Here is a 13,228-nt window from a genome sequence, read left to right as displayed (position 1 = left end):
AGAGCCTCGGGCGGCTCTTCGGTTGGCAGGACGCCTGGCCGCTGAACACGCGCGAATTAACCGTCGCTCGGGCGCTGAACCAGCGGTCATCAGACAGCGCGGCAGCAGGCGGCTGTCGGATGGACTGCGGGCCCGTTCGAGCCGCCGATCGAGGCGAGCAAGACGAGGGGAGGCACATCGACGCCTGTGCACGACCGGGCTTGGGCCGGCGCAGGAAAACATCGGATCGCGCAGTTCGATGGATCTGACAGTTCGAGCAGCAACCGGGCCAGGCAACAAGCCGAGAAGCGGCGACTGGCAAGCGCATCGTACGAAAAACAAAGGCATTTCGGTTCCGGCAGCCACCCGAACATCGGAAGTCTCAACTAAAAAAGGGGGGTATGATATGACATGCTGCGCGAAACTACGGGCGGGTTTTCTCTCGGCGACGATGTTCACGGGCGTGGTCTTCGCCACGCAGGCATCGGCCCAGGAGACTCTGAATACCGAGATGGGTGCGGATACATCCAGTGCCATCATCTACGGCGACGCGATCCTCGTCACCGGCACGCGGCGCGCTACGACGATCATGGACACGCCCATCAACATCTCCGCGATCAGTGCGGAAGAACTGGAGCGTCAGCGGATCGACGACGTGCGCGATCTTGCTGATTTCACGCCGGGATTGACCATTTCGGACACGGGGCCGGGCACCACCGGATCCATCGTGCTGCGCGGCCTCAGCGCGTCGGATGTGGGCGACGGCGGCGCCAACTACGACGACTCGCTCGGGATATATCTGGGGGAGGTGCCGCTTTACTACGACTTCAAGCTGCTAGACATCGAACGGGTTGAGACGCTCCTCGGGCCGCAAGGGACGCTCTACGGTCTCGGCACACTGGCTGGCGCGATCCGCTACATTCCCAACCGGCCCGACGTGACCCACGTCGAAGGCGAGGTGCACGCCCGCGTGTACGCCAAGAGCCACAGCGATGACTATGGTTATCAGGCGGACGGCGTCATCAACCTGCCGATCGTCCGGGACTACATCGCCTTCCGCAGCGCGACAGGCTACTATTTCGATCCCGGCTTCATCGACTATCCGCTGCTGGTTCAGCAGCCCGGCGTCTCGCTCCCGCAGCCGGGCGGCCCTGACGGCGTGTCCGACGAAGATTATGCGGCGAATCTGACCTCGCGCGAGGATCTCAATTTCGAGAGGACCTTCACCACGCGCAACCAGCTGCTGTTCCAGACCAGCGAAGACTTGCAGGTGATGTTCAGCTATGCGTACCAGCGCACCAGGACCGATGGTGCCCAGTCCAACAGCGCCGGCGTGCTCGGTACAGGCAGGTATGAGAATGCCAGCCGCTACATCGAGCCGGTGGATCGCCGTGCGCACCTCGCCAGCATGGAAATCAACGCCAACATCGCCGACATTGTCGATCTCGTTTCGACGACGGCCTACACCGATGTCAGGAGCCAGGCGTTGAGCGACGTTACCGACCTGCTGCTCGACCTCGATTACGACTATGAGCTGTTCCCCGCCTTTTCGGCCTGGAACGAAAGCGACGTCCGGCGCAAGCAGGTCAACCAGGAAGTCCGCCTCGTCTCGCGCCATGGCGGCCCGTTCAACTGGGTTCTCGGCGGCTTCTACAATGAACAGAAGTACCAGAGCGACTACGCTGAACATGTCCCGAACCATCCCTGGGTCGAGTTCGGCACAAGCCCCAATCCCGAGGCGCTGGAGTATGTCAGCTATGTCACCTCGAAGGTGACCGAGAAGGCGATCTTCGGCGAAGCTACGTTCAGGGTGATCCCGGAATGGCAGGTCACGGCGGGCGCCCGCTACTTCAAGTATGATTCGGAGATTGCGGGCGCGGCTGCGCTGCCTTTGCTCGGCGATCCGCTCAGCCCCTATGATCTGCCTGGGAACGGCGGTGAGGCGGGCCAGGACGGCTGGGTGTGGAAATTCAATACATCCTACAACTTCACCCCGGACGTGATGGCCTATGCCACCTACAGCAAGGGTTACCGCATCGGTGGCCCGAACCGCGTCGCGCCGTGCACCCCCGATATCCCGCTTAACCCCGACGAATACCAGGGGCCGCAAGTCATCTGCGCGCTGCCGAACGAAATCCAGTACGGGCCGGACAGCACCGAGAACATCGAGCTCGGCGTTCGCGCCCAGCTGCTCGACCGCATGCTGAATGTCAGCTTTAACGTTTTCCATATTGACTGGGAGGGCATCCAGGTAGCCTCCGCCACCGTCTACGGCGTGACCGGGATCACGGTGAACGGCGGCGGCGCCAGGTCGAAGGGCTTCGAAACGTCATTCCAGTTGAGGCCTGTCCCCGAATTGTCGATCCAGGGCACTTATTCCTACACTGACGCGGAGCTGACTGACGATGCGCCCGGCATCATCGCCGTGAACGATCCGCCTGGCGTCTATCCCAGCAAGCCGATCCAGCTTGACGCGCTGGCGGGCGACCGCCTGCCCGGTTCGGCAAGGAATGCGGGTAGCCTCGGCGCGACGTACATCATGCCGGTAGGGGATGGCGACCTCGTCGCGAACTGGACTGCAACCTACCGCGGGAACGTGGTGTCAAGGCTCGGCTGGGACCGCGGCTACGGTGATAAGATCCCCGGTTTCGTGCTGCACCGCGCATCGCTCTCGTATGAAATGGACCGGTACGCCGTTAGTCTGTTCGCGAACAATATCTTCGACAAATATGCGGTAGTCTCGGTTGCTAACGATCGATCGCGTGTCGGCCTCAACGACGGTGTTGCCCTCCGCTACTACAGACAGGCCGTGGTCAATCCGCGTACGGTCGGCGTCGAAGTACGCTACAGGTACTGATCCGAATATCGCGGCTGGGGCGCTTGCCGGAAACGGTGGGCGCCTCAGTCCGCCGGCAAACCACCCCCAAGCCCAGTCGATGGTGCGTTTTCGCAGTCCAGGAGGTGTTCCCACCTGCGGCAAAGTCGCTTTAGCCAGCGTCCATGCCTTGTGCTCCGAGCCACGCGGCGACGTGGCGCAAATGCGCTTCGTGAGAGCGCCATTTTCCCACGGAATCGGCATTGAGCGGGCGCCGCACCTGCGCTGCGCTGGGCGTTGCCACTGCGGCGCTGTTCTCGTGAAAGGACAGGCAGGCCTCGTCCCATTCGAGGCCGCAATGCTCGAGCAATCGCCGGGTTTGTCCTTCCTGGTCAGCCACCAGCTGCTCATAGGACAACTGCAGCACGCGTCCCGGGAATAGGCTTTCCCATAGGGCCATGAGCCGGTCAAAACGCACATAGTAGCGCGCGATGTCCATCAAGTCGTAGGAATAGGCGTAATAAGCGGACTGGCTGGCGAATAGATTCTTGTAGTTGCTCCAAATCGTGTCCATCGGATTGCGTCGCAGACACACGATTGGGGCCATGGGCAATGCCCGGGCGATGTGGCCGACATAAAGGAAGTTGGCCGGCAGCTTGTCCGTGAACCGCGGGGTGCCCACAGGTTTGTGATGGCCGGCTTGGGCGAGATAAGATCCGCCGAGGACTGCGGGATCGATCGCGCCGCTCGCCATGACGGTAGCCGGATCGATGACCGTGCGCGACGACGTTCCCGCCAGCCGTTTGACCACCAGGGGCATCGCTTGCAGTTCCCCCGCGGATCCGACGTCGCGATGTGAGGACAGGATCCGGTCTACCAGGGTCGTGCCCGTTCGGGGCATGCCCACCACGAATATGGGGGAAGAAGTCGCCTTGCCCGCGCCGGAGGCCATGCATTGCGCTCGCGTGCCGAACCGCGCCTCAATTGCGTCGAAGATCGCCGCATCGTGGGCGAAGTTGTAACCGATCCGGCGCTTGTGGGTGGTGTTGGCCTGCGCCAGGTGCTGAAACGCTTCCTCCGGTTTCCCGATATCCTCCAGTTCCTTCGCCAGCGCATAACCGATCCGCAGCCTGTCGTCTGGACTGGTGGATACGCCAAGCGCAGCTTTCAATCTGCGGACGTGGTTGCTCTGGTCGGTCTGTCGGGAGAGAATGGCCAACGCATAATGCGCGCGGGCATTGCCCAGATCTTTAGTCAAAATATTTTCGTAGTGCGTGCGTGCTTTGTCCACGCGACCGGTAAACCCCTGTGCCGCAGCGAGATTGTAGCGGTATTCCAGGTTTGCCGGTTCAGCCGCCACCGCCGCGGAAAAAGGTGCGATCGATTGCTCATGGCGGCCCAGCCGGGCCAGCACGCATCCGATGGTGTCGAGCGTCAGCGGATCGTTGGGTGCCAGCGTCATTGCCCGTTCCGCTGCATCGGCAGCTTCGCCGTCACGGTGCAGCAGGATCAGCAGCCTGGCCAGTTGCGCCAGATACTCTGCCTTCGGCCCAAGCTCAACCGCTGCCTCGATCATTGGGACCGCTTTGGCGATCTGACCAGCTTCGGCTGCAGCGATCCCCAACAGGAAAAAACCCGCGGGTTGATCGGGATGGGCTAAGGCGAGCGCACGGGCCGCAGTTACGGCGGCAGACAGGTCACCGCGCTTTAGCGCTAGCCTCGCTTGCGCTTCCAGCGTCACCGCATGTCCATGATCATGCCGAACACGCGCCCGGCGATGGCAGCGGCGCCGCTGTGCCACCATCGGGCAGCGGCATTCCCGCCTCGGCGAAGTGCTCCGGTGCTAGATCGCTCGCCAGGGCGCGGGCTGTGACAAAAGCCATAGGCCCAGCATATGCCGGGTCTGCTGCCTTGGCAAACCTGATTTACGGGGGACCGGGCCGACCTTCCCGTGGCAGTCGAGCGTTACCATGTCCGCCGGTCCGGGAGGATAGAGCACGTAAGGGAGGTCTCGATTCCCTGTTCCTCGACTCCGGCCGCCGGGTTGAAGGACAGGGAACCGTGAGCCTTACCGGCTGTACGCGAACTGCGTCCGGGAACCGTTTGCCGCGACGACTGTGCGGGCTTCGATTTGATCACGGATGTCAGCGGCTACCGCAGCGCGGCACTCGCGCGCACGCTCGGCCAAGGCAAGATGCACGCTGGACAAGCGATCGCCGCAAACGGTGCGTGCCGCTTCATCCATCCGGATTGCAAGGCGCTGCTGCCCTTCGAGGGTCGAAAGATCGAGCCCGTCGAGGCGCAGTACTGTCTCGTCTTTGGCAAACGGATTGCTTGTGGCGGCAGCGGACACCGAAGTACCCAGGGCGCACGCGGCCAAGAACAAAAAGCCGGTTTTCATCATCATCTCCTGCATCTGCTTTGACTGCTCTACGGCAGTTTGCCAGCGCCATAGCACTGAATGCAGGAGTTGACAACGCTCGGGGGGGGGGGGTCCGCTTGGCTGAGTACAAGAGCGCTGGTTAGCGGACGCTGACCACCAGGGAGGCAAGATTGGTAGTCACGCCCAGCAGGCCAATGGGCAGGTCGATGCTGGTGACAGTCTGGCGTTGCGTTTCCGGATTCTGGAGCGAGACCTCGACCGTTCGCGCATAGGGGGGCGACCACTCGCGTACGAGTTCGACCGGCAGGTCGGCTTGCCAGGTGCGGTTACCCTCGACACGCACGGCGTGACCGTTGATCCCGACAGTCGAGGCCGAATTCTCCCGTTGGCCGGTGATCCGCAAGCAGCTTTGGGCGCCGCAATGGACCAGCCTTGCGTTTGCTTCGGGTGCTGCAATGGCCGGTGATGCAAGACTCCCGAGGACGACTGCGGCTATTCCTGCCGGTGCTAGCGTGCGAAAGTAATGCGTTCCAACGCGTTGTTGTTGTTTCGCGAGAAGGGGAGGCGCGCCGACCTGACGCACGCTCTGACCGCGTGTGAGGCTGTGCAATGGCTTCGCACTGCAGGTTGGCATTCTGCTCATTAAAGATCCTCCACACTGTGCCGCATGCGGCGCGAAGTATTTAACCCTCTCCTCGTGGATGCTGGAGTCGAACATGTAATAAAATCAACGAAGGCAGCTATAATAGCGCAGATTGTTGTTGGCGTCCTACGTTGATAGTTTGCTATTTATCCGGTACTTGGATGTCTCGGTGTGATTTCACGGTCTGACGCTTGCGAGAACATGTGGAAGCTACCGGCTGGAGATGAGTTGCGACTAGATTGAAAGCATCTATGTTTCCCATCAATTCGGTTGATGGGCAGAGCGCAACGGTCGATGCCGACGTCGAGTGTCGGCCAACCCGGCGGTGCGACCCTTTAGGACGTGGAAGTAGCACATGAGCGATCGTGCTCCGATCAGCGATAAGAAGTTCGCGAGTCGCGTGGACTGGAACCTGATGCGGACATTTGTCGATATCGTCCGTGCGGGAGGTATCGGAGCGGCTGCGCGGCAGCTGAATCGGCAGCAGCCCAGCATCAGCGCGGCGCTGAAGCGGCTTGAAGAGCATGTCGGGGCCACTCTTCTGCAACGCACCGCGACGGGTGTCGAAATGACCGCGGCTGGGAAGGCCATGATGGCGCTGTGCGAAGACATGCTCGAGTCCGCGCAGATGGTGCCGCATCAGATCGCGCAGGCGACCAAGCGTGTCGAAGGCGTCGTGCGCATCCAGGTTGTGTCGGGCCTTGTGTCGGCAGAGTTCGACGAGGCGATTGCGAGTTTCCACCGCCGCAATCCGGGCATCCAGATTGAGATACGCGTGTCGCCGTGGCGCCAGCTCCTGGATGCCCTGGAGCAGGGGGATATTGAGATCGGCGTCGGTTATGACAGCAGTGTCCGGGGAACCCTGTTGTATGAGCCAATGCTGGTGGAGTGCCAGCAGCTCTACTGCTCCCGCATCAGTCCTTATTTCGGTTATCGCGTGAGCCGGCTTCACGACCTCAAGGATGAGGGTTTCGTGCTCACCGGCGACGATGAGATCGAATTGATCACTCACCTGCGTCACCGGTATCGGCTGGGCACGCACGTGAGCGGCGTTGCGGAGGACATCAACGAGGCGCGGCGACTCATTGTCCATGGCGTCGGCATTGGCTTTCTTCCCACGGTTGTAGCCGAAGACGATGTGGCCAAGGGTCGGCTCTGGCCGCTGCTCCACGCCGATGTAGCGCCCAGCTACGATGTGTTTCTCCTGACCCGGTCCGAGCAGGCGCGGGATACAGCCACCCAGCTTTTCTGGGATGAAGTGGTCAGGCGGGTCCGTGCGCAGCGCAGGTCATAGCGTCTGTCTATGCCTTTCATCATATTTTTGTGTCTGCCGTTATAGCGCGCTGCGGCGCAGTCTGGCGGCGCTGAAGTGAGCTGCGGTGTGCAAATCGGTGAGAACGCCAGCCACCGCCTTGGGGCATCGGCCTTTTTGCCGGTTGGCTCGGCGCGAGAGCGCTTCGGCTGACTGTCTGGAGCATGTCGCCACGGGGGCAAGCAACAAGCCATGCCCATCCGCACAGGCGGTCGCTCACAGACATGAATTGCGTGATCAAACGATAGGTAATGCAATGCAAGACACCATGAAGAACAGGGTATTCAACCTGATACCCCCCGCGATGATCGTCCTGGTCCTGATCTTCTGGTCCTTCGGTCCGGCAGCCTTGCTCGATAATCCATGGACCCTCCCTGTCGTGTCCCCCCTCATAACGCTGGTCGTCCTCCTGCTCGAGCAGGTCCATGAGCGCCACCCCGGGTGGCGCATGAACAGGCGCGAGTTCTTTACCGACCTTTTCTACGTCGTCTTGAGCGCAACGGTTATTTCGTGGCTGACGCAACACCTGGCCGAGGACCCGTTGACTGCCGCCAAGGCTTGGCTCGGCATCAACACCGAGTGGGCCATGCACCTTCCATGGCTGGTTCAGGTCGCTCTGGTGATTTTCGTATTCGAGTTCGGTCAGTACTGGATGCACCGGTTGATGCATAACTCCTATCCGCTCTGGCTGACCCATGCTCCGCATCACCACATCACCCAGTTGAATGCGGCGAAAGGCGCGGTGGGCAATCCTATCGAGCTGTTCCTGATCAGCCTCAGCGTGATTGCCCTGTTCGATCTGGAGAAAACCGCGATCTTCGCCGCATTCAACACGTTGGGTGTCATCGCGACCTTCGCTCACGCCAATGTGCGCTCTGACCCGCCGCGCTGGTATTCGTTCTTCTTCACCACCATTCGGCACCATAGCCTTCATCACTCGACGGACTACGAAAGCACCCGCTGCAACTACGGCAATTCGCTGATCTTGCTGGATCGTATTTTTGGCACTTACCGCGATGGCGAGGCGTCCGTCGTGGGCCAGGATGACCGCAGGCGTCTGTCGATCTGGGAGCAGACGATGTTCCCGTTCCAGCCGATCGTCGATGCAATGAAGGCTCGGCGGGCGAAGGCCGGATACAGCGCTGAAACGCATGTGAGCAGCCGGTCGGAGCACGACAATGTCCCGGCCGATCCCGCCCCCGGATCCGCGGGAGGCACGGCGACGGCATGATCGCCGCCTGCGTCGGACAGAACCTTGCACCCCCGGGCGTGCTGTTCTGGGTGCCCTCCACTTGATCCAGCAAGTTGCCGCGACCCGCGGAGCTGCTTTCGTGCTAGTCTTCGCTCCGCCGGTTCTGCCCCGGCCCGACCGGCAGGCGCGAGACTGTGTGAAAGGCTTGATCGATCCATCATGAAAGGCCTGAACACGATGAAATTTCCCGCGCTGCGTACCTTGGGCAGGGTTGCGCTGGGCCATGCCGCAGTCCTGCTTGCGCATGCCCCGCTCTTCGCCATCCCGGCAAGCGCCCAGAGTGCTTCGCCTCCAGCGCTGTTCCAGGAAAAGTGGATCGACGGCACGCAAGCCCATGAGCCGCAGACTCAGGTTCAATCCCTTGATCCCGATACATTCGTCATCCGGCAATCGCTCAAGACCAATTTCGAGGCTCCATTCCTCTATCTGATCTTCGGGCGCGACAAGGCCCTGTTGTTCGACACCGGAGCCGAGGGCGGGCAGACAAGGCCCGTCGTCGACCGGATCGTCCAAGACTGGCTTGTCGCGCATGACCGCTCCAGCATTTCACTGATCGTTGCGCACAGTCACAGTCATGGGGACCACGTCGCGGGCGACATGGGGTTTCGGGACCGTCCCAACACCGTCGTCATCGGGCTCGAGCCTGCGGATGTCGCCGGGTTCTTCGGGATCGGGGCCTGGCCAGACGAGGTTGGGCGGTTCGATCTGGGCGGACGCGTTCTCCACATCGTTCCGACGCCGGGACACCAGTCTGCCTCGATCATGATATACGATACGAGACTGGAAATCCTTTTGTCCGGCGATGTTCTCTATCCCGGTCGTCTGTACGTACCAGTCAATTTCATGTCGGACGAACGCGCGAGCATCGACCGCCTCGCAGCTTTCGCCGCGACGCATCCTGTTCGCGCAGTGCTTGGTGCTCACATTGAGATGACCCGTACCGCCGGGCAGGACTATGGACATCAGGTGACCCCGCACCCCGACGAGCATCGGCTCGAACTGCCTGTCGAGAGTATCGGCGAATTGCAAGCTGGCTTGAAGGCGCCGCTCGATGTTCCCGAACGCCCCCAGGCCCATGATCATTTCATCATCTACCCGGTAGCTCGGCGGGCCAACTGATCGGCTTGATACCTAGCCCCGCGTATGCTGGTGCGGATCAGGCATCAGTAGGCGGGACGCGTTTGAACATGCTCCGCAAATGGCTTCACAGCGGGGCAGAAGAGACAGACCGTTGGGCGATCGTCAGTTGCATGCAAGAGAAGCAAGATCTTGCCGCGCCGCAATCGAAGGCACGCGCTTGCAAAGAATGCCAGTTGCCATCGCAACGTTTCTGACGCTTGCAACAAGCGAACGTATTCACGAGTGGGCCTTACAGGGCCGCTCGGCCGCAACCCTGGCCTGACCGCGCCGGGAAGTCGATGAAAGCTCAGGAGAATTCTCTCAATGTACCACCGCCTGCTCCAGTCTGTCGCACTCGTCACGGCACTTTTCGCAACTGCAGCGCAGGCCGAGACGGTTTATGTCACCGCCGATCGCATGCTGAATGTCGAGGAAGGGCGCTATATCCCCGATCCTCTCCTCACCGTCGTCGATGGCCGGGTTGCGAAAGTGGAGAGCGGCGGTTCCGCGCCCGCGGGAGCCGAAGTCATTGACCTCGACGGGTTCACCATGCTGCCGGGCCTGATCGACATGCACGTCCACCTCGACAGTCGCCCCGAAATCCGCGGCTATAACGCGCTGGCCTATTCGGACCGGTTCTGGTCGGCGATCGCGGCAGCCAATGCCCGCAGAATGCTGGGCGCGGGCTTTACGACCGTCCGTAACCTTGGCGCGGACGATTACAATGTCGTTGGGCTGGACCAGGCGATTGAGGAGGGCTGGCTGCAGGGGCCGCGGATCGTGAACGCGGCCCATGCCCTCGGCGCGACAGGCGGGCACTGCGACAGCACGTTCATGCCGCCGAGCTACGCCGAAGTCGGCGCGGCGGTAGGCGATGGGCCGGACGAGCTGCGCAAGCGGGTGCGCGAGCAGCGGAAGTACGGGGCGGAAGTGATCAAGGTTTGCGCCACCGGCGGAGTCTTCTCTCGCAATACCGAACCCGGCCAGCAGCAGCTTTCACAAGAAGAGCTGAACGCGGTGGTCGACGAGGCGCACCGCTGGGGGTTGCGCACCGCCGCCCATGCCCACGGCGCGGAAGGGATCAAGGCAGCGATCCGCGCCGGTTTCAACACCATCGAACATGCCAGCCTTGTTGACGATGAAGGAATAGCACTGGCGAAGAAGAACGGCACGTTCTTCAGCATGGACATCTTCAACACCGAATACACGCTGGCGATGGGTACGGAAAATGGTGTGCTTGAGGAGAACCTCGCGAAGGAGCGGATGGTCGGCACGACGCAACGCGCAAACTTCCGCAAGGCGCACGAAGCGGGCGTGAAGATGGTGTTCGGTTCCGACGCCGGGGTCATGCCGCACGAGAACGTGGGCGGGCAATTCCGGGTCATGGTCGAATACGGAATGACACCGCTGGAGGCGATCCGTGCGGCCACGCTCAACGCCGCCGAGGCACTGGGCCAGACAGGTCAGGTCGGGACGCTCCAGCCCGGAGCCTGGGCCGACATCATCGCGGTGGAAGGCGATCCGCTTTCCGACCCGGCCCAGCTCGCGGACGTCGATCACGTCGTCAAGGGCGGCGAGCTTATCCGCTAACGTTTCAGACCGGACATCATGACCATGCTTCGATCCCTTGCCGCCCTTCTGCTCACCACGGCCCTTGTTCCTCCCGCCCACGGGCAGGAGGGGGCCTATGGTGGAGTGACCGGCCCTGACAGAACGCTGGAGGCGATCGAGCCGGAGGACGAGCCGGTGACCACCGGCCTTGCCGGTGAGATTCCGACGGACATCGCGCGCTACCTGCTCGCCGGCGGCGCACGCGGAGCGCAGCTTTCGCCCGACGGGCAGATGGTGGCTTTCACCCGGGACATCACAGGCCAAGCGGAAATATGGACGGTTCCGGCAGCAGGCGGCCAGCCCCGGCAGGTCACGTTCCGCACCGGGGTGGATTCCCTCCGCTGGACCCCGGATGGAACTGGCCTGCTCTATTCTGCCGACCGCAACGGCAATGAACAGCCCGGCTATTTCATCATTTCCGCTGACGGGACGAAGGAAACCTCGATCCTTCCGGCGGCGAAGGGCGACTTTCGCATTTTCGGCGACTTCGCCCGGGACGGCAGCTTCATCTACTCATCGACTGCGCGCAACGGAAACGACTTCGATATCTACCGCGCAACCCCGAGCGGCGAAAGCAGGCTGATCTACGAAGGCCGCTTCGCTTTTTCCGCTCCCGCCGTGTCGCCCGACGGCAGGACGGCCGTGGTTACCGAAGCGGTAGGGGAGGACGCCGACAACCTCTACTTGCTGGACGTCGCCAGCGGCAAACTGACGCTTGTCTCGCAGCCGCAGCCCCGCGCCAGCCACAGCCTCGGCGGCTACGCCTGGGAAACGGATGGTGCAGGGTTCTACTTCTCCTCGAACGCAGGCCGCGAATTCGGCGCGTTGATGCGCCATGACCTGAACAGCGGCCGATCCGAAGTGGTCCGCGAGGCACAAGGCAACATCGGCAACGTCCGGCTCTGCGGACCGCACGGGCGCTATCTCGCCTGGACGATGGAAACGGACGGATTCAGCGCACTCAACCTGTGGGATCGCACCGGGAACGTGATGCTGCCCGTGCCGAAGCTCCCGGAAGGGGTGTATTCGCTGGATTGCGAGGGCGATCCGGTGCGGCTGGCGGTGAACGTGAACGGCTGGAACACGCCGGGCGATATCTGGGTGGTGGAACCCGGCAAGACGGAGGCGCGGCAGGTGTTCGCCGGCAGCCTTGCCGGGCTGGACCCGCAGCGCCTCGTCCGCCCGCAAGTGGTCCGTTATCCGGCGCGCGACGGCGTCATGCTGCAGGGCTTGCTTTATCGGCCCGAAAACGCCGGAATGGGCGAGAACGCGCCGCCGGTGGTGTTCATGGTCCATGGCGGGCCTTCGGGCCAGTCGGTGCCCGGTTTCAACCCGGTTGCGCAGTATCATGTGAACCGGGGCGTCGCGGTGTTCGAGCCGAACGTGCGCGGGTCTGTCGGGCTCGGCCGCAGCTATTCCGCGCTTGATGACCGGGAGAAGCGGCTCGACAGCGTGCGCGACCTTGTCGATCTTCTTGCCGCGCTCGACAAGGACGGACTGATCGATGCCGACCGGGCAGCCGTCGCGGGCGGATCCTACGGTGGCTACATGGTCAACGCGGTGCTCGCGGCTTACCCGGAAGCTTTCAAGGCCGGGGTGTCGCTTTATGGTGTCGCGGACTGGATCACAGGACTGGAGGTCGCCTCACCCGCGCTCAAGGCTTCGGACCGGATCGAGTACGGCGACATATCCGATCCACGCTGGCGCGCGTTCTACCAGGAGAATTCGCCCATTCGTCAGGCTGATCGAATTGCCGTGCCGGTGCTGTACTCGCACGGCGTGATGGACCCGCGCATCGACATTGCCGAAAGCGAAACCATGGTCCGCGCTTTGCGCGAACGCGGGATCGAGGCGCCCTTCATCCGCATTCCCGACGAAGGCCACGGCTGGCGCAAGCTTTCGAACAGGCTGTTCTACTATCGCCGGCAAGCGGAGTTCATCGAAGACCAGCTCGGCGTATTGCAGTAGGGCACCGCCGGATGGGGTGGACGCCTTCACGGCAACCATGTGCCAGCAGGCAGGATGGTCCGCAGGTGGCTGGAGCTGGGTAGGGAACCTTGTTCATTCCGCGGCGCAAGCAAGAACCCTTGGCGAGCGGGCGAGCGGGCGAGCGG

At 62.3% G+C, this 13,228-nt stretch carries 10 protein-coding genes; 6 read left to right on the top strand and 4 right to left on the bottom strand.

Features of this window, described 5'->3' with window-relative positions; genetic code table 11:
* Positions 1–385 precede the first annotated feature (385 nt).
* Entirely contained in the window at positions 386–2,836 is a 2,451-nt protein-coding gene (locus ELY13_RS00950; RefSeq protein WP_126172009.1) for a TonB-dependent receptor, read from the top strand.
* Between the two features lie 130 nt (positions 2,837–2,966).
* Here ELY13_RS00950 and ELY13_RS00945 read toward each other — a convergent pair whose 3' ends face one another.
* The 4 genes from ELY13_RS00945 to ELY13_RS15255 all read right to left on the bottom strand — a co-directional run bounded on the left by ELY13_RS00945 (position 2,967) and on the right by ELY13_RS15255 (position 5,520).
* Complete coding sequence (locus tag ELY13_RS00945; protein WP_241233476.1) at positions 2,967–4,535, bottom strand: tetratricopeptide repeat-containing sulfotransferase family protein; 1,569 nt, start codon at positions 4,533–4,535, stop codon at positions 2,967–2,969.
* A 13-nt stretch (positions 4,536–4,548) separates the two neighbouring features.
* Entirely contained in the window at positions 4,549–4,677 is a 129-nt protein-coding gene (locus ELY13_RS15505) for a hypothetical protein (RefSeq protein WP_277600613.1), read from the bottom strand.
* Positions 4,678–4,862: 185 nt separating this feature from the next.
* Positions 4,863–5,210 carry a UrcA family protein gene (locus tag ELY13_RS00940; RefSeq protein WP_338142316.1) on the bottom strand — a complete coding sequence of 116 codons (348 nt, stop codon included), beginning with the start codon at positions 5,208–5,210 and terminating at the stop codon, positions 4,863–4,865.
* 106 nt (positions 5,211–5,316) lie between these two features.
* The gene (locus ELY13_RS15255; protein ID WP_241233475.1) at positions 5,317–5,520 is read right to left on the bottom strand and encodes a hypothetical protein; all 204 of its coding nucleotides are present in this window, start codon (positions 5,518–5,520) and stop codon (positions 5,317–5,319) included.
* Between the two features lie 655 nt (positions 5,521–6,175).
* Between ELY13_RS15255 and ELY13_RS00930 the strand changes: the two genes are divergently transcribed.
* From ELY13_RS00930 to ELY13_RS00910, 5 genes are all read left to right on the top strand, one after another.
* The gene (locus ELY13_RS00930) at positions 6,176–7,114 is read left to right on the top strand and encodes a LysR family transcriptional regulator (RefSeq protein WP_126172007.1); all 939 of its coding nucleotides are present in this window, start codon (positions 6,176–6,178) and stop codon (positions 7,112–7,114) included.
* Positions 7,115–7,400: 286 nt separating this feature from the next.
* Complete coding sequence (locus ELY13_RS00925) at positions 7,401–8,363, top strand: sterol desaturase family protein (protein WP_241233474.1); 963 nt, start codon at positions 7,401–7,403, stop codon at positions 8,361–8,363.
* Between the two features lie 180 nt (positions 8,364–8,543).
* Complete coding sequence (locus ELY13_RS00920) at positions 8,544–9,503, top strand: MBL fold metallo-hydrolase (RefSeq protein ID WP_241233473.1); 960 nt, start codon at positions 8,544–8,546, stop codon at positions 9,501–9,503.
* A gap of 324 nt (positions 9,504–9,827) precedes the next feature.
* Positions 9,828–11,093, top strand: a complete 1,266-nt coding sequence (locus ELY13_RS00915) for a Xaa-Pro dipeptidase (protein WP_126172006.1) — start codon at positions 9,828–9,830, stop codon at positions 11,091–11,093.
* An 18-nt stretch (positions 11,094–11,111) separates the two neighbouring features.
* Positions 11,112–13,082 (top strand): alpha/beta hydrolase family protein, encoded by a 1,971-nt coding sequence (locus tag ELY13_RS00910; RefSeq protein WP_241233472.1) that lies wholly within the window; start codon positions 11,112–11,114, stop codon positions 13,080–13,082.
* Positions 13,083–13,228: the final 146 nt, after the last annotated feature.

The sequence above is a fragment of the Altericroceibacterium xinjiangense genome (assembly GCF_003958635.1).
In the GTDB taxonomy this organism is placed as follows: Bacteria; Pseudomonadota; Alphaproteobacteria; order Sphingomonadales; family Sphingomonadaceae; genus Altericroceibacterium_A; species Altericroceibacterium_A xinjiangense.
Note: the sequence above shows the minus strand (reverse complement) of the source record. Positions and strands in the feature narration are given on the sequence as shown.

Bases quoted from the DNA above. Each gene is read 5' to 3' on its own strand.
- ELY13_RS00950 (WP_126172009.1), top strand. From the start codon at position 386: ATGACATGCTGCGCGAAACTACGGGCGGGTTTTCTCTCGGCGACGATG.
- ELY13_RS15505 (WP_277600613.1), bottom strand. From the start codon at position 4,677: ATGGCTTTTGTCACAGCCCGCGCCCTGGCGAGCGATCTAGCACCGGAG.
- ELY13_RS00940 (WP_338142316.1), bottom strand. From the start codon at position 5,210: ATGCAGGAGATGATGATGAAAACCGGCTTTTTGTTCTTGGCCGCGTGC.
- ELY13_RS00930 (WP_126172007.1), top strand. From the start codon at position 6,176: ATGAGCGATCGTGCTCCGATCAGCGATAAGAAGTTCGCGAGTCGCGTG.
- ELY13_RS00925 (WP_241233474.1), top strand. From the start codon at position 7,401: ATGAAGAACAGGGTATTCAACCTGATACCCCCCGCGATGATCGTCCTG.
- ELY13_RS00920 (WP_241233473.1), top strand. From the start codon at position 8,544: ATGAAAGGCCTGAACACGATGAAATTTCCCGCGCTGCGTACCTTGGGC.
- ELY13_RS00915 (WP_126172006.1), top strand. From the start codon at position 9,828: ATGTACCACCGCCTGCTCCAGTCTGTCGCACTCGTCACGGCACTTTTC.
- ELY13_RS00910 (WP_241233472.1), top strand. From the start codon at position 11,112: ATGACCATGCTTCGATCCCTTGCCGCCCTTCTGCTCACCACGGCCCTT.